This window comes from Salinispira pacifica, assembly GCF_000507245.1.
Taxonomy (GTDB): domain Bacteria; phylum Spirochaetota; class Spirochaetia; order DSM-27196; family Salinispiraceae; genus Salinispira; species Salinispira pacifica.
The window spans coordinates 2,957,717-2,980,954 of record NC_023035.1 but is presented as its reverse complement, the minus strand read 5'-3'; the positions used below and the strand labels follow the sequence as shown (position 1 = coordinate 2,980,954).

General features: G+C 54.5%; 19 protein-coding genes and 3 pseudogenes. 12 read left to right on the top strand and 10 right to left on the bottom strand.

Going from position 1 to position 23,238, the window contains the following annotated elements:
• The 5 genes and pseudogenes from L21SP2_RS17485 to L21SP2_RS13015 form a co-directional block, all read right to left on the bottom strand.
• Window positions 1–2,448, bottom strand: a pseudogene (locus L21SP2_RS17485) (glycoside hydrolase family 2 TIM barrel-domain containing protein); the annotation flags it as partial.
• Between the two features lie 173 nt (window positions 2,449–2,621).
• On the bottom strand, window positions 2,622–4,886 hold the full coding sequence (locus tag L21SP2_RS13030) for an alpha-galactosidase (protein ID WP_024269008.1): 2,265 nt from the start codon (window positions 4,884–4,886) through the stop codon (window positions 2,622–2,624).
• A 4-nt stretch (window positions 4,887–4,890) separates the two neighbouring features.
• Entirely contained in the window at window positions 4,891–5,748 is an 858-nt protein-coding gene (locus tag L21SP2_RS13025; protein ID WP_024269007.1) for a carbohydrate ABC transporter permease, read from the bottom strand.
• A 3-nt stretch (window positions 5,749–5,751) separates the two neighbouring features.
• The gene (locus L21SP2_RS13020; RefSeq protein ID WP_024269006.1) at window positions 5,752–6,639 is read right to left on the bottom strand and encodes a carbohydrate ABC transporter permease; all 888 of its coding nucleotides are present in this window, start codon (window positions 6,637–6,639) and stop codon (window positions 5,752–5,754) included.
• Window positions 6,640–6,738: 99 nt separating this feature from the next.
• A complete protein-coding gene (locus tag L21SP2_RS13015; RefSeq protein WP_024269005.1) occupies window positions 6,739–7,998 on the bottom strand; it encodes an ABC transporter substrate-binding protein in 1,260 nt (419 codons plus the stop codon).
• A 313-nt stretch (window positions 7,999–8,311) separates the two neighbouring features.
• Between L21SP2_RS13015 and L21SP2_RS13010 the strand changes: the two are divergent.
• A pseudogene (locus tag L21SP2_RS13010) lies at window positions 8,312–8,776 on the top strand (AraC family ligand binding domain-containing protein); the annotation flags it as partial.
• 29 nt (window positions 8,777–8,805) lie between these two features.
• The gene (locus tag L21SP2_RS19285; RefSeq protein ID WP_081719720.1) at window positions 8,806–9,171 is read left to right on the top strand and encodes a helix-turn-helix transcriptional regulator; all 366 of its coding nucleotides are present in this window, start codon (window positions 8,806–8,808) and stop codon (window positions 9,169–9,171) included.
• On the opposite strand, the gene dmeF is transcribed toward L21SP2_RS19285, so the two are convergent.
• The 3 genes from dmeF to L21SP2_RS12995 all read right to left on the bottom strand — a co-directional run bounded on the left by dmeF (window position 9,168) and on the right by L21SP2_RS12995 (window position 12,037).
• Window positions 9,168–10,100, bottom strand: coding sequence for a CDF family Co(II)/Ni(II) efflux transporter DmeF (gene dmeF / locus L21SP2_RS13005; RefSeq protein WP_024269003.1), 933 nt, complete (start codon window positions 10,098–10,100; stop codon window positions 9,168–9,170). The genes L21SP2_RS19285 and dmeF overlap by 4 nt on opposite strands.
• A gap of 97 nt (window positions 10,101–10,197) precedes the next feature.
• Window positions 10,198–10,617 carry a MarR family winged helix-turn-helix transcriptional regulator gene (locus L21SP2_RS13000; protein ID WP_024269002.1) on the bottom strand — a complete coding sequence of 140 codons (420 nt, stop codon included), beginning with the start codon at window positions 10,615–10,617 and terminating at the stop codon, window positions 10,198–10,200.
• Between the two features lie 223 nt (window positions 10,618–10,840).
• Window positions 10,841–12,037, bottom strand: coding sequence for a hypothetical protein (locus tag L21SP2_RS12995; RefSeq protein ID WP_041401597.1), 1,197 nt, complete (start codon window positions 12,035–12,037; stop codon window positions 10,841–10,843).
• Window positions 12,038–12,239: 202 nt separating this feature from the next.
• Here L21SP2_RS12995 and L21SP2_RS12990 point away from each other — a divergent pair, with 202 nt between their 5' ends.
• The 6 genes from L21SP2_RS12990 to L21SP2_RS12970 all read left to right on the top strand — a co-directional run bounded on the left by L21SP2_RS12990 (window position 12,240) and on the right by L21SP2_RS12970 (window position 17,122).
• Window positions 12,240–13,646: an MATE family efflux transporter gene (locus L21SP2_RS12990; protein WP_024268999.1), complete on the top strand. Its 1,407-nt coding sequence runs from the start codon at window positions 12,240–12,242 to the stop codon at window positions 13,644–13,646.
• Window positions 13,647–13,720: 74 nt separating this feature from the next.
• Entirely contained in the window at window positions 13,721–14,476 is a 756-nt protein-coding gene (locus tag L21SP2_RS12985) for a helix-turn-helix domain-containing protein (protein ID WP_024268998.1), read from the top strand.
• A gap of 139 nt (window positions 14,477–14,615) precedes the next feature.
• Complete coding sequence (locus L21SP2_RS12980) at window positions 14,616–14,876, top strand: hypothetical protein (RefSeq protein ID WP_024268997.1); 261 nt, start codon at window positions 14,616–14,618, stop codon at window positions 14,874–14,876.
• Window positions 14,873–15,139, top strand: a complete 267-nt coding sequence (gene fliN / locus L21SP2_RS12975) for a flagellar motor switch protein FliN (protein ID WP_024268996.1) — start codon at window positions 14,873–14,875, stop codon at window positions 15,137–15,139. The genes L21SP2_RS12980 and fliN overlap by 4 nt, the downstream gene beginning before the upstream one ends.
• Window positions 15,114–16,772 carry a flagellar motor switch protein FliM gene (locus L21SP2_RS17480; protein WP_024268995.1) on the top strand — a complete coding sequence of 553 codons (1,659 nt, stop codon included), beginning with the start codon at window positions 15,114–15,116 and terminating at the stop codon, window positions 16,770–16,772. Before fliN ends, L21SP2_RS17480 begins: the two co-directional genes overlap by 26 nt.
• Entirely contained in the window at window positions 16,760–17,122 is a 363-nt protein-coding gene (locus tag L21SP2_RS12970) for a FliG C-terminal domain-containing protein (protein ID WP_024268994.1), read from the top strand. The genes L21SP2_RS17480 and L21SP2_RS12970 overlap by 13 nt, the downstream gene beginning before the upstream one ends.
• A 21-nt stretch (window positions 17,123–17,143) precedes the next feature.
• Here L21SP2_RS12970 and L21SP2_RS18935 read toward each other — a convergent pair whose 3' ends face one another.
• The gene (locus L21SP2_RS18935; protein ID WP_041401595.1) at window positions 17,144–17,335 is read right to left on the bottom strand and encodes a hypothetical protein; all 192 of its coding nucleotides are present in this window, start codon (window positions 17,333–17,335) and stop codon (window positions 17,144–17,146) included.
• A gap of 112 nt (window positions 17,336–17,447) precedes the next feature.
• Between L21SP2_RS18935 and L21SP2_RS12960 the strand changes: the two genes are divergently transcribed.
• Together L21SP2_RS12960 and L21SP2_RS12955 are read left to right on the top strand one after the other, a co-directional pair.
• Window positions 17,448–18,128: a hypothetical protein gene (locus L21SP2_RS12960; protein ID WP_144083008.1), complete on the top strand. Its 681-nt coding sequence runs from the start codon at window positions 17,448–17,450 to the stop codon at window positions 18,126–18,128.
• Window positions 18,129–18,249: 121 nt separating this feature from the next.
• Window positions 18,250–19,677 (top strand): L-2-amino-thiazoline-4-carboxylic acid hydrolase, encoded by a 1,428-nt coding sequence (locus tag L21SP2_RS12955; protein ID WP_081719621.1) that lies wholly within the window; start codon window positions 18,250–18,252, stop codon window positions 19,675–19,677.
• Between the two features lie 317 nt (window positions 19,678–19,994).
• Here L21SP2_RS12955 and ettA read toward each other — a convergent pair.
• Window positions 19,995–21,676: pseudogene (ettA, locus tag L21SP2_RS12950) on the bottom strand (energy-dependent translational throttle protein EttA).
• Between the two features lie 44 nt (window positions 21,677–21,720).
• On the opposite strand from ettA, the gene L21SP2_RS17475 reads away from it, so the two are divergent.
• Together L21SP2_RS17475 and L21SP2_RS17470 are read left to right on the top strand one after the other, a co-directional pair.
• A complete protein-coding gene (locus tag L21SP2_RS17475; protein WP_053335702.1) occupies window positions 21,721–22,572 on the top strand; it encodes a B12-binding domain-containing radical SAM protein in 852 nt (283 codons plus the stop codon).
• Window positions 22,557–23,225, top strand: a complete 669-nt coding sequence (locus L21SP2_RS17470; protein ID WP_169730480.1) for a DUF4080 domain-containing protein — start codon at window positions 22,557–22,559, stop codon at window positions 23,223–23,225. Before L21SP2_RS17475 ends, L21SP2_RS17470 begins: the two co-directional genes overlap by 16 nt.
• Window positions 23,226–23,238 lie beyond the last annotated feature (13 nt).

The following is a 23,238-nucleotide window of genomic DNA, read 5'->3' as shown; positions in this document are numbered from 1 at the left end:
CCAGGCCAGAATATGTCCGGGGATGCATATGGGGGATCCGTGGCTGCGAACAATCACATCAAGTATTGCCTCAGCGGGAATCTGTTCAGCTGGCTTCTCAAGGGAAATGACAATATGCTGCTCTGTCCGGGGGTTCTCTCCAGCAATTCCCGACTGTTGAAGGAGAGGGAGAGAGACCGTGCCCTGCATCAGGCTGTTGCCGTGAAGCCGGATATTCCATTCAAGGGTGCAGTTTTCCAGAGAGCTGAACCTTTGCAGCGAGCGGATGGTCAGCCGGAGTTCATCGGCTTTTGACGCCGCTTCCGGATGGAAGCTCAGACGTTGGGAAAGACGCTTGAACTCCCACATCGCCGGATGGGGAGTTCTGTCAGGGCTGACCAAACCGTTGATGCAGAAATCACCGTCATTGGGGTAATCGCCGAAGTCGCCTCCATAGGCATAATACTCCGGAGTATCTTCATCCTTTTTCAAAAGCCCCTGGTCGACCCAATCCCAGATGAACCCTCCCTGGAGTCCTGGATAATTGGCAAATGCATGGAAATAATCTGCAAGACCGCCGTTGGAGTTGCCCATTGCGTGGGAGTACTCACAGAGGATCAGCGGACGGTATTCATTGCTGCTCTCGGCACCGTGTTCCGCCCAGCGGACAATTTCCTCCACAGGAGCATACATTGGAGCAATAATATCTGTGGCTGTCCGGCCCCGGCAGAAATCGTAGGAGCTCTGTCCCCAGGGACTGCGAACCGCTCCTTCGTAGTGAACAGGCCTGAAGGGATCCTCGTGCCGGATCCATGCGGCGCAGGCATCGTGGTTGGGACCGTAGCCGCTCTCATTCCCCAGGGACCAGACTATCACCGAAGGATGAAGCCGGTCCCGGAGCACCATCCTCCTGACTCTATTCAGGAAGGCCTGGGAATAGGCGGGGTCCCTGCAAAGTTCGTTATAATAGTGATGGGCTTCAATATTCGCTTCATCCCAGACGTAGAGGCCGTACCGGTCACAGAGATGGTACCAGTCCGGGTGATTGGGATAGTGGGCGGTACGCACCGCATTGAAGTTGAAGGCTTTCATGAGCAGGATGTCCCGGAGCATGGATTGCCGGCTTACGGTTTTTCCAGTGACGGGGTCGTGCTCGTGGCGGTTTACACCCAGAATCATCACCTCCCGCCGGTTTATCAGAAGCCTTCGGGAATCTATTTCGATATTTCTGAAGCCCACATAGCCGGCATAGGCAGAGAGTAGCGCTCCGTCGGTTGACCGGATTATTCTGATTACTGCGGTGTACAGCCAGGGGGTTTCACTGCTCCATGGATGCACGCCGGAGATTCCCAGTTCAAGAGAAACCCGGTCCGCCCTGTCCGGGGATTCGTGGGCATGACCGTCATGTGCCATTGGACCGGTGCAGCGTTTGCGTATTGATTTTCGGGGCAGGGGCAGACTTCCCCGCCGGCTCAGTCTATTCCTCCCGGCTTCCAGAACCTTGTCCGGGTCGGGAATCAGATTTTCCCCTTCCGGCATGCTTCGCCACAGATCTTCCGCCGGCGGGAAATTGCGTGGTAAGTCGCTGTTGTCTGCGGGGGAAGGCTGGAATGGCGGTTCTGCGGGAGAAGCCCCCGGGGTCGCGGCTGATGTGGAAGCCACCGGATGCAGGGGGGCTGTGAGATCACCCGGTCCGTCAAAGAGGCTCAATTCAACCTCCCATGGTCCGGAATGGTATTCCAGCCCCGCCAGCTGCACATCCGCCTGCAGAAGCCCTTGTTCGTATCCAGGGCCGGTAAGACTTCCTCTCATGTCCAGCTTTAGCGGATACACTTCAGGTTCTTTTCTGATAAACACATCACGGTGAATTCCCGCCATCCACCACTGATCCTGGTCCTCTATAAAACTCGAGTCCGAGTATCGAAGAACCAGTATGAGAAGCTCATGAACCGAGCCGGTTTTTCCACGGTCTGCTCCTTTCTCCAGAGCGCTGCTGATATCAAACTCGCTTTCCAGCCTGCTGTCTTTTATCGCACCCAGAAATTGTCCGTCCAGCCACAGAATTCCCATGCTCTCCACGCCTCCGATGTGAAGGATGTGACGGAATCCCATCCCAAGGTGAGAGCCATGTTCCCTGTGCGGGCCGGTTTCCCCGCAGGTGTCGGTGCCTTGCCGGCCGGGAAAATCGAAGGTTCTGCGATACAGCCCGCAGGGTGTTTCAGCGGGAGGGTTGGGTGGAAGATCATCGAATGGCATGCGCACATTGGTGTAATGGGGACTGTCCCAGCCCTGGAGGGTCCAGTTGCCAGGAACCCGGATGTTATGCCAGGCCGGAGTTTCTCCGGTTTCGGGGGATCTATCGTGTTTCTCAGCAGGATGTGCGGAGAGAAAGCTCAATGCTTCGTCGGGATTGTTGAAGTGGAGAAAATCCCATTCACCGTTGAGATCAATTTCCCGTACCCGGTCCATGGGATCCCGTGCAAGGGCGGTTTCCAGGTCGGGATGCCAGGAAATATCGGGGCGCATTTCAAGGCGGTTGATCCCGGTTATTTCCGGGTCGTTCCATATCCGTTTCAGCCCGGCAATATCAATATTCATAATGCAGCTCCTGTGAACTCCGGCATCGATGATTCCTCGAAAATTTATTCTCTCGTGAGAAGCATGAATCTGCTCATGTAATCCCCGTCGGCTTCCTCACAGTGAATACCGGAATCCCGTAGGGTTGCGCCTTCATAAACGTTTCCGCTGAATTTTTCCCGGTAGCTGTCCTGGAGGCAGGAATCGGGAAGATACAGCCTGAGTGGAATAGATCGGGATAGTCCGGTTTTCACGGGTCTGTGAAAGAATACCCCAAGAGTCTGGAAATCCCGGGAGGCAAGCATCCAGGCATAGCTGCGGGATCGGGCGAACTCCGGTGATTCTGGCAGGGATGTCTGCCAGCCCGGTTCCAGCGGTCCCCGGAGTCGGTAGAAATTTCCCCTCCGGATCATGTCTCTCAGCTCCCGGTAGCGAAGGGACCATGCTTTCAGAATCTGCCGTTCACCCGCGGATAAGCCGGCCGGATTCAGCTCGCAGCCGAAGGAGAAGGCAGCCGCAGTGATGCACCGGCTTTCCAGGGGGGTGATGCGCCCCACCTGATGGTTGGGAACCGCCGATACATGTGCGCCCAGTGTTTCCGGAGGAAATATCAGACTGCTGCCGTATTGAATCGGAAGCCTCTCCACGGCGTCGGTCTGGTCGCTGGTCCAGAACCGGGGAGAATATGCCGTCATGGAAAGGTCCATCCGCCCGCCTCCGCCGGCACAGCCTTCGATAATCATGTGGGGGAATTCCTGACGGATGTATCGTATGAGCCGGTAGAGTCCCAGAATGTAGCGGTGCATTCCCTCTCCCTGCCGTTCCCCGGAAAGGGCGGGGAAGCCGGGTTCGGTAATGTTCCTGTTCATGTCCCATTTCAGATAGTCGGGCCGGGCTTCCTTCAGCACCTTCGTCATAGTTTGCTTCAGATAGTCGACCACCTCATCCCGGGAGAGATCCAGAATGAGCTGATGCCGGGCCAGGCTGGGGGTGCGTTCGGGGATTGATATGATCCAGCGGGGATGTTCACGGTAGAGCCGGCTGTCCGGAGATACCATTTCCGGTTCCATCCAGATGCCGAACTTCAGCCCCATACCCCGGATATCATCCCCCAGAGCTCCCAGCCCACGGGGGAAGCGCCTGTGGTTGTAATCCCAGTCACCCAGGGAAGTTTGATCGTTTCTCCTGGCGGAAAACCAGCCGTCATCCAGTACCAGCAGTTCGGCTCCGACCTCCTTTCCCTTCCGGGCCAGGTTGAGGATCTTTTTCTCGGTGACGTCAAAGTACATGGCCTCCCAGCTGTTGATGATCACGTGACGGGGCCATTCTCTCAGCTCTTTACTCTGGATGAAATCCCGGATCAGGTGGTGAAAGTTCCCGCTCATTCCGGAAAACCCGCGGTTGGAGTAAACCAGGACCGCTGCAGGTGTATCGAAGGTTTCTCCGGTAGCCAGATTTCCCCGGTATTGATTGACGCCCATGCTCACCCGGCAGTTCATGTGTTCATCCGCTGCGGTCTGAGCGTAGAAATTTCCGCTGTAGGCAAGGCTGAATGCCCGGACGGTTCCGGAGAATTCATGGGCTCCCGGATCACCCAGGGCAATGAACGGCGTCTGACCGTGTCCCACCGCTCCGGCCCTGCTTTCCTGCCTGCTGATTCCTGGGGGAAGGGCCCGGGCGTCCACATGCCGTTCCGACGCCCATCCGCCCTGCAGTCTCACCAGACTTTTTCCGGTACCCTGAAGGTCCAGGCTGAAGGCCGGCGGATTGTTCAGAATCACCGGATCATCGCCGGAGTTTTCAAACCGGATCCAGCGGATTACTGCGTTCATCCGTTCATGAACCGTATAATGCATGTGCAGTCTGAGACTGCGGGCGGGATCCTTGAGTGTAATCCTGAGGGTTTCACATTCTGCGGCCTGTTCATGAATCAGGGGCATGCCCTCAGGCTGGAGAGGTGAACCCGGGATTTCCCAGCCCTCATACACCAGTTCCGTTCCGGGAGTGCCGTCGGCGTAGCGGATATGAACCGAACCGGGCCGGTCATCACCCCAGCCCCATACACCCAGTTCCATAGGCATGGTGGAGGGAGTGTAGCCGGCCCCGCTCTCAGGCCAGGGGCTGAAGTCGGAACTGCCCTGCCTGAGTACTGCGTAGTCCCGGGGGCAGGGACGGAGAATTGCGCCGGGGTCGGGCATCCGGCTGAGCCGGCCCCCCCAGTACAGGTGTACCGGAAACCGCCGGTCAAAAATCATGAAGGCGTAGCTTGCCTCTCCGGCATCCAGGCGGAACCGCGGGCCGTGATCAAGATATTCATCTATGTGAATCATCTGCTCAGCCCTTCACTCCGCCGAACGTTAGACCCTGAATAAACTGTCGCTGCAGGACAAAGAACACCAGAATAGAGGGGACCGCAGCAACCACAGAACCGGCGGCTATCAGGTTCCAGGATATCGACCATTGGCCTCTCAGCGCCTGAAGACCAAAGGTGATGGGCCGGGCAGCGTCGCTTTGAACCAGAGTGAGCGCCCAGAAGAAATCGTTCCAGATAAATGTAAACAGCAGTACGCCCAGGGAGGCCAGAGCCGGCCGGATCAGGGGTAAAATGACCCGGAAGAATATGGTCAGCTCTGTGGCTCCCTCAATACGGGCGGATTCCACCAGGGCCATGGGCAAATCGGCAATGAAATTTCTGAGAAAAAACGTTGCGAACCCTATCTGAAAGGCGGTGTGAAAGATAATCAGGGCAAGCAGGGTATCCAGCAAATCGAGATTTGAAAATATGGTTCGTACCGGTATCATCAGTATTTGAAAAGGAACAAAATTCCCGGCGATAAACATGGCATAGATGAGAATCCGGCCCTTGAATTTATGAATGGCCAGACCATAGCCTGCCATGGCGCTGAAAAATACGGCGAAAAACACCGAAGGAAGGGTGATGATTATTGAGTTCCTCAGATACAACAGCATCGGCGAGCGGGCAGGGTTAAACACCTCCGAATAATTTTCCACCATTTTGAACTCTGTGGGCCAGCCCCAGTAATTCCCGGCGATGATATCCGCATTTCCCCGGATGGATGTGATGAGGATCGCAAGCATGGGCAGAAGCCAGAACAGGAGAACCACAGGCAGTGCGATTCGATATATGACCCGTACAGGAGCGCTGGTTCGTTGAATTGGTGTTGGAAACATGGCTTACCTCTCGTTTCGGACAACTGAGTTGAGAAAGAATGCTATGAAAATGGACATAATCAGAAACAGAATCACTGCAATGGCGGCGCCATAGCCCATCTTGAAATTGAACAGGGCTTCATCGTACATAAAATACGCCAGAACATTGGACCGTCCCCAGGGTCCCCCGGCGGTCATAATGGCAATCAGGTCAAAACTTCTCAGGGCACCGATGACGGTGACCACAATTGCTATGAAGCTTGCGCCTCTCAGCTGGGGAAGGACCACATTTTTCAACATTAACCAGCCGTGGGCGCCGTCGATTCGTCCCGCCTCTATTACCTGAGTATTCATGCTGGTGAGTCCGGTGAGGTATAGAATCATGCAGTAGGCGGTCTGGGGCCAGAGATTGGCAAGAATAATTCCGTAGGTCGCGAGGTTTTCATCCGCCAGAATAGGTATGGGCTTCAGCCCCAGGCTCCGGAAAATTGCAGCAAGAAGACCCAGGTCCGGGTTGTAAAACCAGGAAAATATCAATCCCACCACAACCAGATTGATGACGAAGGGGAAAAAGAACAGGGATTTTACAATCCGGATTCCCCGTACCTGCTGATTCAGAAAGAGCGCCAGTACGAGCCCGCCTACCGGGGCCAGGAGCATGAGCACCAGCCACTTGATATTGTTGAAGATTGAGATGCGAAAATCATTATCCTGAAAGAGTTTTGAATAATTTTCGAATCCCACCCAGGTCATTTCTCCGAAGCCGCTCCATTCATGAAAGCTGATCCATATGCTCTGCACAATGGGCCAGAGGACAAACACGGAAAACAGCAGAAAAGCCGGGGCAAGAAAATACACCGGGGCAAGGGTGAACTGTAAACGCAGGAAACGGTATTCTGTACGTTTTTTCAAAGCGGGGACTCCTCTCGGAACAGGGAAATTGAAACCCCGCACATCCGTCCGGCAATATGTGCCGGACGGATGCAGCGGATTATTTCGATGCGAAACGAATTACTGGAAAATATTCTTCCGTTCTTCATCCAGCCGTGCCCGGATTTCCGGGAGACGGTCGGGATTCACCATGAACTCCTGAAAACCTTCCATGCCCACAGAGGCCATTTCCGGATCGGTGTCCCGGTCGTAGAACTGTGCAAGACCGTCGGCCTGGTTCAGCATTTCGAAACCTGCCAGAGTAAAGCGGTCTTCCGGGGGCCGGCTGTTCTTGTTCGGGGGAATATTGCCGACTTCATAGGCAAAGTCCGCCAGAACATCCGCCCTGGAAGCAAACTCAAGAAAGAGCTTTGCTTCTTCCACGTTTTCCGCCCCGGCAGGTACCAGGTAGGCTTCCATGGGTGCGTCTTCATACATACCCACTTCAGGATTGATCTGCGGGAACTGGAAGAATCCGACGTTGTCGATAACCCCTGCGCTTTCCAGGTCGGGAGTAATAAAGTTTCCGATCAGGTACATTGCGGCATTTCCGTTGATAAACGGTGCCTGTGCTTCCTGCCAGGAATAGGTGGCATGGTTTTCCAGGAAGAATCCCCGGTCAATCATATCTTCCCAAACCTCGAAAACCCTGTCCAGTTCAGGATCAAGATAGCTGGCGTCTCCGGCGGTAAGGTCCATGTGGTAGTCGTAGCCGTTAATTCTCAGGTTCAGGTAGTCGAACCAGCCGGCTGCAGTCCAGAGAAACTTGGTTCCGATGGTAACGGGAGTTATGCCGTTTTCCACCAGGGTATCGCCGGCTTCCATGAATTCGTCCCAGGTTTCAGGTACATCGATTCCGTATTCCTCAAAAATGTCTGTACGGTAAAACATACCCCACTGGTAGTATCCCCAGGGTACGCCGTACTGTTTACCGTCAACGGTGAGGGTGGGGCGGCTGGAAGCCATTGAATCATTAAAGCCTGCTTCTTCCCAGAGATCGGAAATATCCATGATCAGGCCCTGATCAACAAAGAACTTCATGCGGTTTCCGGCGAACCACAGGGCCACATCCGGGGGATTGGAAGCCAGGAAGTTCCGGATCGCGGTTTTATACGCCTCATGATCGAAGCTGTTCAGGGTAACTTCAATATCCGGGTATTCTTCACGGAATCTGTTCACCAGATCCTCAAATGCCGCTTTGGGGGCCGGATCGGAAAGGTTGGAATTGATCACCAGTTTTCTGGGACCGTCGTCGGCTGCTTCATCCTGTCCGTTGGCAGCAAGACCCAACGGCGCCAGGAGTACCAGACAAGCCATTATTATTACCATTCGTCGTACCATCAAACATCCTCCTCGTTGATGTGATATATCATTGTCCTGCCGACCTTTAAATCGGTCAATCTCAAGATATTCACGGCATTGCCGGGAAATTCAGCTCATTTGCGGGGATGTGAATACAAAACGGCAGGGGGTAAACATTAGAAAAAATATCAGAATATAGGCTGATATCGCATTTTCTGGAAAAAAAGACCGCCACGGGGAGGCCGGCAAAAAAGGCTGAATACAGCTCCGGAGAAAAAAGCCCGGGCCACTGAAGCTCAGACTTTCAAAATATTCATTTGAGTATTACAATTTTAGGATTCAGGAGTGGCGAGTGAAGAATCAGCATGATCTCGGACGAAGGGACGGGGATTTCATCCTGTCCAAACCCACGGAAATTGAGAACGAACTCCCGTTTCAGCTAATCGGTGCCGGGTGCGATTTTTACCAGTACTCCATAGAGCGTCCTTTCGGTTTCCCGGTTTTTCAATGGATTCAGACCATCCGGGGAATCGGCGTGCTGGAGGACAGGGGGAAAACCCACAGGGTTGAACCGGGACAGGGCATGCTTCTCTATCCGGGACAGCCTCACAGCTACTACGGCATGGAGGATCCCTGGTACGTCCACTGGATTACCTTCAGCGGAAACAGTGCCGAGAGCATGCTCCACTATCTGGGTATGACGGAAACCGGGGTGTACCAGCTCAGCCATCCCAATGCGGTGGAGACCCTCATCAGACGGGCTCTGCAGACACTGGGGAGCAATGCTCTTATGCGGGGCATTGACGGTTCGGCCATCGTCTACAGTCTTCTTCTGGATTTTCTGAAATATCTGGAGCGGGACGGGGAAGATTCCCATATCGGCAGCATTCACCGCCTCCAGCCGGCCCTGGATCTCATAGAAAAGGAGCTTCACCGCCCTCTGGGGCTGGAAGACCTGGCCCGGAGCATCGATGTGACCCCCAGTATTTCTGCGAACTCTTCAAATCGGTCACCACCCAGCGCCCCGTCGAGTACATCAATCAGCGGAGGATAGACCGGGCCAAGGAGCGGCTGCTGAAAGAACCCCACGCCAGAATTCATGATATTGCCGCCGGTGTAGGGTTTGAAAGCGACAGCTATTTCGGAACGGTGTTTAAACGGTTCGAAGGGATCAGCCCCCGGGAGTACCGGGAGACCAACGGCGCATCCTAAGGCTGATATTCCCGGGAGAGCTCCACGGTGAGATGCTGAAGGCTGAACTTTCGGGCAATATCCCGGCGGACCTCTTCGGTCAGTTCCGCTCTGCTGCTCAACTCCTCCCGGGGTGAAGGAATGACGCTGATAACCATGGCTTTTTCCGAAGCGGAGGTTCTCCAGAGATGAAAATCCTGCAGTTCCCGGTTCCGGGATTTCAAAAGCTCCCGAACTTCCTTCAGTTCCTTTTCGCTATCATAATAATCCACCAGAATCTTTCCGCTTGAGACCAGAAGTCCGTACGCCCATTTCAGAATTACCGCTGCGGCCAGGATCGCCACGGCGGCATCCGGCCAGGTAACCGAAAAGACTTTTCCGCTGAGAAGCGCAAAAATCGCCAGTACAGAGGTGAGGGCATCGGTTACCACATGAAGATATGCAGCTTTCAGATTATGGTCATGTTCATCGTCCCTGGAATCGGTTGTATCCCGGTCTCTGTGTTCCCCGTGGTGCCGGTGATTGTGTCCCTTCCAGGGCGGAGAGAGAATCAGTGCGCTTGCGATATTTATTACCAGTCCGATGACGGCGACCAGCAGAGCCTGGCTGAAATCCACCACTTCGGGGGATATCAGCCGTTCAACCGATTCGACGGTCATGATAACCGCGGTGACGCCCAGGAATATGGCGTTGCTGTAGCCGCCAAGGACTTCAACTTTTCCCGAACTGAAACTGAACTTCCTGTTGTACCGGTGCTTTCCGCTGATGACATATGCAATCAGGGTCACCCCCAGAGCCAGTCCGTGGGTTCCCATATGAATACCATCGGCAAGCAGCGACATGGAGCCGGTTACCATGCCGAAAAAGATCTCTGCGAACATGGTTGTGAGAGTAATGGCCACAACAATTGCCGTCCGTTTCATATTGTCTGATGCTGCTTTTGATTTCATGTCTTGGTCGCATACCCGCCGATTCATATCTACTCCCTGCTCAATACCTGTGCCGTCGAGGCTGTTTTTTTACATCTGTAATGCATTTCCGATTTTCTCAGAGCACTTCAATTACCTTCTCCATGGAAGCAAAGAAGTGTTCGCTCTCTCGGTCACCCAGGCGGATTACCAGTTCTCCGATGAGCTCGTCATGGAGGCTGTGATGCCGCTTGTAGATCTCCTCTCCCAGGGGGCTGAGATCAATAAAGCTTGATCTTCGGTCCTCTTCGTCCCGGATACGCCGGATCAGATCCTTCTGCAGGAGACGCTGCACCATCACTGTGAGAGTCCCTGTGGTGACACCAAGCTTCTCTGCCAGCTCCTTCATTCTCAGCTTCCGGTGATTTCCCAGGGTTTCCAGAACATGCATCTGGGGAAGGGAGATTCCGCTTCCTTCAACCAGCCCCTGCTCCCATGAGCTCATCCGGTCGAAAAATTCTGTGAGGATTCTGGAAAATTGCTGCTGTGGTTCTTCCATGGATACTCCGGCATATAGTTTGATAATCAAGATAATAGCGAGATATACTTTGAATATCAAGCTAATATCTGAAATTTCTGCATGCAATATAGAGTGCACCAAAGCTTGTGAAAAACTTTCACCTCAGTCCGGCCGATACGCTCCGAAATATCGATCCGGAATCCAGCCCGATTTCAGGTCTACAACCAGCCCTGACCGCCCCGTCTCTCACACTTCAGCTCAATCACACCCACACATGAAACGGCAGCCTGCGGCCTGAATCAATCCCCCGGTTTCGCCATCCAAGCAGCCAGGTCATCTTCTCAGGTTCCCATAATGTGCATTTGTTCAGAAAAACTCTCCTATCCCAGTGTTTTCTGATTACCTCATGAAGCTTCCATCCCGGGACTCCAAGCTGTTCTCCTCTGGTTTTCCAGTTTCCTTTTCTCTGATCCCGTACCCTCCGGGGCATGAGATAATTGTGCACCATCTGATATATGCTCAGCCGCACCATCATTGCTGCAGGAGATCGGGCGAACTGTACCGACTCCCTCACGTGGTTCGCCTGATCTTTTCGAAACTGCCGGTCCACATAATTCACCGGGAACAGCCGGTTTGACGGGGTGCGCGGCAGGGTGGATGAATACTGACAATGACGAATCCGGGACCTGCCCTCAGGCACCTTCGAAAGGGCCCGAACATACGCCTTGTGATAGTCGGTATTCAGCGTAACATCCGGTATGTCTTTATCTTTCATGTATTTACACAAGTGGGTAAGGATGGACTGGACCGATTTCTCAACGGCATTTCCCGGAGCCTTGCCCAGGGTTTGCTCCAAGTCAGTTCGCTTCTGCTTCTGTTTATCTGTCATCTGTCCTTTACGCCTCAGCTGGGAGTAGCCCATTGCGTATATCAACTCTGAGCCGCTTCCCACCAGGATATTGATGTTGTTGGGGAAGAACTGACTCACGCTGAAGGATTCAAAGCCGTCCAGGGCGAACTCATCTTCCGGTTTGATCAGCTTGCGCATATCAGAATGGATGGCCAGAAGTACCCGGCAGATGCGCTCGTATCTGTTCTGGATCTGCTCATAGCGCATACCGGTGAAGCGGGTCATGTTGCCCTGTCCGCTGGAAGAGACAAGCTGGCGAATCAGCTGGATGTAGTCCACCGGCTTTTTCACGTAGTAATCCATGCGGAATGTCTGGAGGGAAAAGGTCTTGCCGCAATCCTGACAGCGATAACGCGGAACCCTGCCGAAGGCTTTGGTGAAGTAGCATCCATGAAACCTGAACCATGACTGATCATGGGGTTTCTGGTCTGCAAACCGGGGGCAATGGGGGTTTGAGCAGTGGGGGACCGGGCTGTGGTGAGTAAAATCAAGGGAATTTGTGCTGATTTGGGTCAGCAGTCTGGTGATGTATGGTTGTAATGTGTTCATAAACCATACACCGGAAAAGAATTACTGCTGCTTGAATTCGCTGTGTTTTTTTACAAGCTTTGGTGCACTGAATAAAAGATAGTCAGTGGCCGCCTTTTTTTATATTATACGGATGTGTAAAAATAATTACCGTCATCTGTGTTTTGCCCTTCGGATGTTTTTACCGGAATAAACAGATTCGCGGCGTTACTAAGGATTTTCAATGAGCGACTCTTCACACAACAGCCCTGCGTCATCGGCCTCCAGGCGAATTCAGTTGCTTGCCCACGGCCCGGTCCCCAAAACCCTGTTCAGCCTTGCGGCCCCTGCAATTGCGGGAATGCTTGTCCTGGCGGTGTATAACGTGGTGGATACCGTTTTTGTCAGTTTTCTTCGGGATACCACGGCAATAGCCGCCACCGGAATCGTCTTTCCCCTCTTTCAGCTGATCGGCGCAGTGGGGCTCACCTTCGGCATGGGAGCGGCAAGCGTAATCAGCCGGAGAATGGGGGAGAATAAATATAAAGAAGCGGAACAATCAGGTGCCACTGCATTCTACTCATCACTGGCGGCGGGCCTGCTTCTCTCCCTCATCGGCGCAATTTTTATAGAACCCATTCTGAGGGTTTTCGGGGCAACAGATTCAATTATTGCACAGGGCAGTCTCTATGGGCGGATCATATTGGGAGGCTCGGTGTTCCAGATACTCAATATGACGCTGAACAATCTTCTCCGCTCTGAAGGCGCATCCCTGTACAGCAGCATGGGACAGATTCTGGGTGCGGTCCTGAATATTATTCTGGATCCGATCTTCATTTTTGTTCTGGATATGGGGATTACCGGAGCTGCGGTGGCCACCATTATTGCACAATCGGTTTCCACGGCATTTCTTATCAGTTTTTACCTTCGAGGGCGGGGTGCCATTAATCCCCTCCGGCCGGGCAGCGTCAGAATCAACCTGCCAACCTACCGGGCAATAATGGCCCTGGGTGCGCCTACCCTGGTTCGGCAGCTGCTGGGGAGCGTCTCCTTCGGCATCCTGAACAATGCAGCCTCGGCGTTCGGGGATGCTGCCATCGCAGCCATCAGCGTGACTATGCGGATTTTTATGCTGCTTCTGATGGCTCTTATCGGGCTGGCACAGGGACTTCAACCTCTTGTGGGATATAACTACGGTTCGGGAAACATTCCCCGGGTGAGGGAAGGAATCCGTGTGGTGTATATAACCGCAGCACTGGTGGGACTGGTTGCGGGAATCATAGCGATGATTTTCGCCCCGGGAATCATGAGGTTTTTCGCCCCCCAGGATCCCGATGTAATCAGGATGGGAAGCATGGCCATGCGCTACATGGCGGTGGTGATGGTTCCTACCGGGCTGCTGCTGATGTTCGGAGGCATATTCCAGGCTCTGGGTGACGGCAGGTCCGCCATGATTCTGGCGGCAGGTCAGCAGGGAGGTTTTCTGATTCCATTGGTGATATTTCTCCCCAAAGTCCTGGGTATCCACGGGGTGTTTCTGGCTCAGCCCGCCGGTTTTCTCTTCAGCTTTTTCATCGGGTTGATACTTATCCGCAAAAGTTCCCATGCGCTGAGCAAAGCGGAGCGGGAACTGTCAGCGGCCGCCCCCTGATTTTCCTGGAAAAATTACTCATCTTTGGAAAATAGTGTCAGTCCATTAACTCTCATCCGGATATACTGTATGAAGTGGGATTAATTCAATGCAGGGAACATGTTCATTTTCTCCCCTATCTGCAGGGGCACCTGGGAGTGCTGCGGACAGGTGCGGTCACCCTGCTGCACAATGAGAGCAGCAGGGTGGTGCATGCTCCGTGCCTCATCCTTGTCCCTCCGTCCAGAAAAGAAAAGATAGAACTCATGGGTGACAACCGCTTCCTCTCCTTACCCGGACTGATCTGGCAGGAAACCATGGAGGAACTGGCGGAAGCAGGATTATATTTCACCAGGGGATCGCATCAGGTGGAAGCAGGGCGTGGGGACTGTGATTATGTTTCCCGGTGCATGGAACACTGTGCCGGTGAGACATCTGCGGAATCAGCTTCCGGCGAATATATGATGCGCAGCATTGCCGTCCACCTCATCTGTCTGTTTCACTCCAGATTATACATCCGCCTTGAAGATAAATCTCCCTGGAGCATGGAAGATGCAATGAACTTCATTCAACTCCATTATGATAAGCAGTTCACTCTTGAGTTTTTCCGCCGCAGATGTGCCATGAATACCAGCAGTTTCAGCAGGGAATTCAAATCCCGCAGCGGATATTCGCTCTTTGAGTACATCAACATGGTACGGGTGAAAAAGGCCTGCAGAATGCTCAAGCAGGGGGAATCCAGTATCCTGGATATCAGCATATCACTGGGATACAACAACATATCCTTTTTCAACCGCTACTTTAAGAAAATTATGGGGCAGACTCCCGGTGAATTCCGGCGCTCCTGCTGACGGTTCTTCCCTGATGTAAACCGCCGGGGATCAACGCTTCAGCACCCGGCGTGTTCTACAATCCAAGGAAATCAAAATAGTGTAAGCCCGCTCTATGCCGGTGGGACACAATACGTGTGTGAGGATTGAAGGAGGCAGTATGGGAAAGACAGAAAAAAAACCGGGCAGTTCACCGGTATCGAACATACGGCTGCAGCCCCGGATCCGGATTGCCGAGTTCACCACAGCTGCGGGAGAGCTTGAATATCTGTTTCCCGGACAGAGGCAGAGGGATTTGAAATGGGATTCCCGGGAATGCCGGCTGATGCTCAACGACAGCGTAATCGCCCTGGGCGAGGTGAAATCTGATGAGAATGGAATACGGTTTGTTATTCGGAAGATGAAAGAGGAGCGAACATGAAACTCGATGCAGTCAAGGATGTGACCGTACCGGTCACCGTGGTACTGGGAGAAAATAGAATCCGGATTGAGGATCTCCACCGGATGGGTGAAGGCTCTATTGTGGAATTAACCTCCATTGCCGGAGAGCCTGTGGAATTGTATGCCTCGGGCGAAAAGGTAGCAGAAGGAGAAGTGGTGATTATTGATGAAAACTTCGGCCTTCGAATTACCAAACTCAGCGATGAAGGGGGCAGGTATGCCGGAATACCCCGATTACTATGATCCTGAAATAATACTGGGCCACAAGGGCACGGCTGGGGATGAATTGCGGATCAAGGCTTATGACTTCACCAGGCCGGACAAATTCAGCTGGTTCCAGATCCGCACCATTTCTCTGGTACACGAGATCCTATCCCGGAAACTCACCGATCGGCTGAGTGGTCTTCTGGAAGTGAAACCGAAGATTTCGGTATCCATGGTGGATCAGTCAACCTTTCAGGAATTTTTGGACCTATGCAATCCCCGCTCCCTGTTCGCCGTGTACCGTTTCCATGAATCATCCGGTGCCTTCCTGCTCCAAAGCGACCCGGCGGGAAACAATCTTCTCCTGGATAGTTTTGCAGGGTCAGGGCAAACCAGGCCTGAACAAACCGGCTCCGTTCCCGGAAGCCCCGGTACTGGAAGCCCAGTAACTGATGGTCAAGTGCCCGGTGGACAAGTGGCCAGGGGACAAGTGGCCAGCGGTCCCGAAACAATCGGGAACGTCTCCTCCCTCACAGAGCTGGAGATTGAAATTCTTTCACCTCTCTACCATTCCCTGGCCGGGGATCTGGGATCTGCCTGGTGGTTTTTCGAGGACGATCATATCCGCCTGGAGGGGATGGAGAACGACACCCAGTTTGCCCGGATTATCCCTCCCAATGAAATGGTGGTGTTTGCGGAAATCGATATCAGCACTTCCCTGGGCAGCTGGAAGCTGCGCTGTGTGTATCCGTATATCACCCTGGAATCCAGACTGGAACAGCTGAGCTTCAGCTACTGGTATACCCGGATACGGCCCGGTGGCAGCAGTCTTGGTAGAGACCGGGTAAGCCGCCTCCCCGTTCAGGCGGGGGTGGAGCTGCTTATTGAGCCCCTGACCTTACGCGAACTGGAACGGCTGAAACCCGGCGACAGCCTTGAAATTCCACTTGACGCAATGGAGCAATGCCGCATCCGGGCCAACGGAAAGGATATCGAAAAGTGCACTGTGTCCTCACTGGAAGGGGAACGCCTTGAAATCGCTCCGATCCTTCCGGGTTCGAACGACCGTGAACGGGAAGATCATCTTATGTCCATGATACGCCGGGAAATCCGGGAAGGGTTGGCACACAGCCTTCCCCGGCTTCAGCAGCTGTCCGGGGATTCAGCTGCCGAAGGGAGGGATGAACGGCGAAATCCGGCACGGGGTTCCGGGAATCTGAATGCCTCCCGGGAAAAGCCCGGTGACAAAGCAGCCCTGAACCACTGGGCTCAATCATCCCGGGGGCTGCAGAATGGATTTCCGGGGGACGGTCGGGAGTATGGGGACGAATCTCCGGGGGTTATTCAGACCCTTACGGTGAATCAGGGCGCCTTTCTTCATCAGCTCATGAGCCCGGAACGGGTAAGTATTCAGGCGGCCCTTCTCATGCAGCTGGGACATGCCCTGGGGGCGGATTATCTCGCCCGGAGTGAATCACGGCTCCGGGAGCATATTGTTCGCCGGCTGAGCACCTGCAGTTCGCAGCCTGATTTTTTCCATGCCGCCCTGAACGGCTATATCAGAAGAAAGCTGGATGACTATCGGAACCCTGTACATATGAACTGTAGCGGTATTGAGAAAACGGTGGAAATTCTGAATTACTCCCCAGAATGGTTGAAATGGAGCTGGTAACCGCCCTAGAGAGCAGTGACCCGGAGCTGGCCGATGAAATTAAACGGCGGATGTTCGTGTTTGAAGATCTGGTGATGCTTGATCCCGGAGCCCTGGGAAAACTCCTTTCCCAGGCCGACCCCGGGGATCTTGCCCTGGCGGTGAAACGGCTGCCCGAGGAGCTTGCAGGACATCTCAGAAACGTAATGGGTGAAGCCAAATATGCTTCCCTGAAGGAAAGATCCGACGGGCTTGGGCCGGTGCGGGTACAGGATGTTGACGGAGCCCGTATGCGGATCATCCAGGTGCTGAAGGAGCTTGAGGAGGCCGGTGAAGTACTGGTGGGGCGGCAGGGTGAAATGATCGAGTAATCCGTTCAATCGGTCCCGGCCTCAGGAAAAACGGCCAGAGGAAACCGGCCAGAGGAAACCGGCCAGAGGAAACCAGGCCAGAGGAAACCAGGCCAGAGGAAACCAGGCCAGAGGAAACCAGGCCAGAGGAAACCAGGCCAGAGGAAACCAGGCCAGAGGAAACCAGGCCCGGGCAATCCCCGGGCGTGCGGGCCGTGACTGTTCAAAAGGCATCCGGAATCCTGTTCCGGTGACGTTCAGGGACTGCGAAGGTGTTTAAGATGTGAAAAATAGTAGCTTCACACCGGCGCGGCAGGGGCTGCCCGGCATGAACCTGGAGGATGTCATGAAAAAATTACTGTGGGGGCTCAGCGCCGCCCTGCTGCTTCTCAGTTCCTGTGTCACCGTCAATAATCTGGATGAGTTCAGTTTCACCGATACGGAGATGAATCAACGGGTTTCTGTACCCCATGCTCCTGAAGTGCATCTTTCCCGGACCAGTATTCCCGGTTCTTCCAATGACGGTATTTTGCAGGCCGTGGAAATCGGCGCGAATATCGTTACCGGCATGAAGGAAGCCGAATATGAGCAGCGTCTGTATGAAACCCTGGATTCCCGGCTGGTTGAGGCCGCATTGCGGGATGAATTTGTCCCGCCTACCATGACGCTCCTTGGTGCAAGGAATGCGGCAGAGGGCACAAGAGGGGAATATCTGCTGGAAGTAGAGGTGAGGGAGTACGGTATTCACAGCTCCGGCGGAGGAATTTATTTTCACCTCACTCTTGAAGCCAGAATTCATCATTTTGCCAGCGGTGACTTGGTATGGAGACGGAGGATCAGCGAGGATTATGCCGCCAGTCCCTCCTTTTTCGGTTTGAATGATGTCATATCAACTGCCATTACCTTCCGTACATTGGATACGCTCAACGATGAGCAATTAACCGAGGGATTTGACCGCCTTGCCAGAAACAGTGCATATGAGATGTCCAGACGCCTGAGGAAAGATCTCTACAAGAAGCGCTCCTGAGCCGGTAATCCCCGCACCCGGCACCGGGCTTGGTGGCTTCACTGCCTCCCGGAGTCGCGAATCTCTCCCGGAGGCGGGGGGAATGCTGTAAGTCTCTCCCGCTCTATGATAGCATGTGCGTATGCAGTCTACGGCTATGCAGATTATGGAAATGAACCGTCTCATCAGTTATGACGCCCTCTTTGCCACTCTGGCGGTGATGGTGGTTCTTCACATCCTGTTAATCCGTGCCCGGCGATGGAGGGCTCTGGTCCTCTTTCATTCGGTGGGGGCGGTGAACACCCTGGTGGAATTTTTCATGGTGAACCGGGGAATCCGTGTTCTTCAAGGTGAGATGTGGGCCCGCACCCTTGCACTCTTTGAACTCGCCTGGCTGGATTCCGGGTGGTTCGTCATGTTGACCTATTTGAACAGCATGTTTCTCTTCCGTCTGCTCTCACGGAACAGGCATGCCCATACCCGCCAGGGACGGACTCTGCAACCTGCCCGGCTCAGCAGCTCAGGTCAGAATCTGCGTCCCATGGACAGCAATTTTCTCATGTATGTGAATCTGCTCTTCTTCGCAGGGATGGTGCTGGCAAGCATCAATTACGGGGTGTTTGACGGCTCGGTGCTGGCCCGGCGGATTTTTCAGCGCCCCAGACTGGTTCAGACCTACCAGATACTCTCGGTGGCCATACCCTTTGTGGGGATGATTTTTCTGGGCTTTAAACGGGTCGCTCTGGTGGTTCTGGTCCAGGGGGTGATATACGGATCGGCATTTCAGTTCCGGCTGCTTTTGGGAGGAATCCGTCAGGCATCGGTGGCCCGGCCCTGGGATCTGATGGTGGACGCCATGACTCTTGCATCATCATTAATCGTGACAATAGCGTTTTTCTCGGTGCTGATGGGTATTATTGATATGGACCGCCACGGCGACCGGCGCCGGCTGGGGCCTGCAGCCCGATGGATCCGCATACGGATAGCGGCGGTCCAGCAGATGCGCCGGAGCGGGCAGGGGGCCCTGCTGTGGCTGCCGGTACTGGTCTCCATGTATGTTCGGAAAACTCTGGGCCGGCTCTGGAAAGATCTCCCCCCGGCATCAGACTGGAAGGACCGTCAGTCCAGAGGTCTTGTGTCTGATGCCGTGCTCATGTACCGGGAGCTTCTCAAGCGGCTTCCCGCCGCCCGGGCCCTGGATATCATACGGGAGATTATATACGTTTCCGCCATGCGCTTTCTCAGCGACAGCATACCGGTAATGGGGCCGGACTTTTTCAAAAAGAGCGAAGCGCAGCTGGAAGAGGATGTGATCTCACTGGTTGACCGCTTTCCCAACACCGACTACCGTCTGGATACGGTAAAGTATCCGCGGCTGCGCTATCTGGTTACCAAATGCCGCTTCGTGGACCTGGTGCACCAGCTGGGGCATCCCGAGCTGGCCACCGCCTTCTGTGCCGCCGACGGCGCATTTTTTGTTGAGCGCCAGCCCATGATCTCCATGGACCGCCCGAAAACCATCGCCGAAGGTTATGAGATCTGTGATTTTGATTTTACGGTTACCGACTAGCCGGGAGTTCTCCGTCTGAAGCCCCACCGGCGCGCGACCCATCCGGCGCAGCACTGTTCCACAGCTGAAGCGGACCGCGGCGCTTCGGCCGCACAACCCAAAGCGTACTCCGAAGTAAAAGCCGCGGCTCCGGTACGACCCGTGCCCCTGAACGACCCGCCCGGCGCCGCCCGTGCCGGAGCCCGGTGTCCCGCCCCCATTCCCCGCTGCGGGCATAAAAAACGCCCTCCGTCCTGGCGCCGGCGGCGCTGCAGGAAGGGGGCGTTTTTATTTGAATAGCCGCTATGGCTGCCGCGGTCCGGCTGTTTACCCGGATCTCAGTCCCGGGTGAGGCTGCGGTACACGATCCTGTGGGGGCGGTCCGCCTCTGCGCCCAGACGCTTGCGCTTGTCTTCTTCGTATTCGCTGTAGTTCCCGTCGAACCATACAACCTGACTTTCACCTTCGAAGGCGAGAATGTGGGTACATATTCTGTCCAGGAACCATCGGTCATGGCTGATCACCACCGCAGAACCGGCGAAGCTGTCCAGAGCTTCTTCCAGCGCCCGCATGGTGTTCACATCCAGGTCGTTTGTGGGCTCATCCAGCAGGATCAGGTTGGACGCGCTTTTCACCATCATGGCCAGGTTCACGCGGTTGCGTTCACCCCCCGAAAGATCGCCGATTTTTTTCTGCTGATCCGAGCCGTTGAAATTGAACCAGCTCACGTACGCCCGGCTGTTGATTTGCCGTTCGCCCAGCTTGAGCATATCGTTGCCTCCGCTGATCTGCTCCCAGACGGTTTTACTTCCGTCCAGTTCGCTGCGCATCTGATCCACAAAGCCCATTTTGACCGTATCGCCAACCCGGATTTCCCCGGAATCGGGGCTTTCCTCTCCGGTGATCATCCGGAAGAGGGTGGTTTTACCCGCACCGTTGGGTCCGATCACCCCGATGACGCCGCCTGGGGGAAGCTCAAAGTTCAGGTCGTCGTAGAGAAGCCTGTCTCCATATGATTTTTTCACGCTTTTCGCTTCAATCACGATGTCGCCAAGCCTGGGGCCGGGAGGAAAAAAGAGTTTTACATCTTTCTGCTGCTCACGGCCGCCCTGACTGAGAAGCTGTTCATAGCTGTTGATTCTGCTTTTGGCCTTGGCGTGACGGCCTTTGGGGGTCATGTTGATCCACTCAAGTTCCCGCTGAAGGGTTTTCTGCCGCTGACTTTCGCTTTTCTCTTCCTGTGCCAGCCGCTGACGCTTCTGTTCAAGCCAGCTTGAGTAATTGCCCTTCCAGGGAATCCCTTCTCCCCGGTCAAGTTCAAGAATCCAGCCCGCCACGTTATCCAGGAAATATCTGTCATGGGTAACCGCAATAATGGTTCCCGCATACTGCTGAAGATGCCGCTCCAGCCAGGCGATGGATTCAGCGTCCAGATGGTTGGTGGGCTCATCCAGGAGAAGAATATCCGGCTGCTTCAACAAGAGCCGGCACAGGGCCACCCGCCGGCGTTCCCCCCTGAAAGAGTATCCACGGTTTGGTCCTGTGGGGGGCAGCGCAGGGCATCCATGGCCAGATCCAATCGGCTGTCCAGATTCCAGGCGTCAAGTTCGTCCAGCCGTTCCTGCACTTCACCCTGACGCTCAAGAAGCTTCTCCATATCCGCATCGGGATCGGCGAACGATTCATTAATCTTGTCATATTCAGCCAGAAGGTCTACAGTCTCCTGGACGCCTTCGGAGACGATCTCCTTGACGGTTTTGCCCGCTTCCAGCTGGGGCTCCTGCTCCAGGTAGCCGATACTGAATCCCGGGCTGACGGAAATGTCACCGTTGTATTCGGTATCCACACCAGCCATGATTTTCAGCAGGGTGGACTTTCCCGAACCGTTGAGACCGATTACTCCGATCTTTGCGCCGTAAAAATATGAGAGGCTGATATCTTTAATTACCTGCCGGGTTCCGTGGTGCCGGCTCACCTTGTGCATCGAATAAATTACTTTTTTGTCTTCACCATTGCTCATTACCCGGCAGTATAACGAAAAACGATTCCGGGAGGAAGGTTCCCATGTCCAATATCGTACTCACCAGTGTCAATGCAGGGTACAGCCACCCCAATTTCGGCCTCAGATACATTCTGGCCAATATGGGCGAGCTGGAATCTTCCACCCGAATTGTGGAGGGCACCCGCCGGGGCGGACGTGAGCCCATGATCCGGGAAATTGTGAGCCATGCCCCGGCGATCATCGGTATTTCGGTGGCGGTGTGGAACCATCAGGACTCCCGGGAACTGGCCGCCGCCCTCAGGGATCTGCTTCCGGATTCGGTGATTGTGATGGGCGGACCGGAGGCGGGCTATCTGGCAGGGGACGGCCCGGGCTATGCCTCCCACCCCCTGTTTGAACATGCCGATCTTGTCGTACGGGGAGAGGGGGAAATTCTTTTCCCGGAGCTCTGCAGGAAGATTTTGTCCGAAATTGATAAGGCTGGAAGGCCCGGCCAAACCAGCCTGAGACGGCGTGCAAAAGAGCTGATTCCCGAAACCCGGCGGTTTCAGCAGTTGAGCCCCCGGCAGCTGGAGAAAATACGGCTTCCATACCATCTGCTCAGCGATCACGATATTGTGCACCGCCGGCTGTACATCGAAACCAGCAGAGGCTGTCCTTTCCGTTGTGAGTTTTGTCTCTCCAGTGTGCAGGGAGCGGTGCGGAATATTCCCCTGGAAGGGATTTTTCCGCCATCCGGCGCTATTGGGCGGCGGGGGGACGCTTTTTCAAGTTTATTGACCGTACATTCAACCTGGATATTTCCCGGGCGGCGGCGGTGCTGGACCTGTTTCTGGAGCTATTCCGTGATGAACGGCGGAATGACGCTTACGTCCAGTTTGAGGTGGTGCCGGACCGGTTGCCTGATGAGCTGAGGGGGAGGCTGAAACAATTTCCTCCGGGAATGCTTCGCCTGGAAGTGGGCATTCAGACCTTTAACCGGGAAGCTGCCGCCCGGATAAACCGGAAACAGGACTATGACAGGAGTATGGAAAACCTCAGCTTTCTGGTAACCCGGACCCATGCGGTAATTCATGCCGATCTTATTGCAGGGCTGCCGGGAGAAGATATGAACAGCTTCGGTTCGGGCTTCAACCGCCTGTGGGATCTTCTTAAGCAGCCAGGTACCGGAAGCTCCGCAGAGCTTCAGTTGGGGATACTGAAATATCTTCCGGGAACCACCCTGGGACGGCATATTGATGAATGGAACATGGAATTTTCCCCTGAAGCTCCCTATGAACTGCATTCAAGTGCAAGCATTTCTGCTGAAGATATGCAGAGAATCAGCAGAGCTGCCAAATACTGGGAGCTGGTGGTGAACCGGGGACGCTACCCCCGGGAAGTCTCACGGCTCTTTCCTCCGGGGGGAGACAGCTTCGCTTCTCTCATGGCCCTGGGAGATTACCTCTACAGCCATCTGGGGCGTACCTGGGGCATCGACGCCGGGCATATGGCCGGACTTCTCAATGAGTTTTCCCGGGAGGGGGACAGCCCCGCCGGCCGGGCTTTTTCTGGGCAAATCTCCTGAAATAGATTATTAT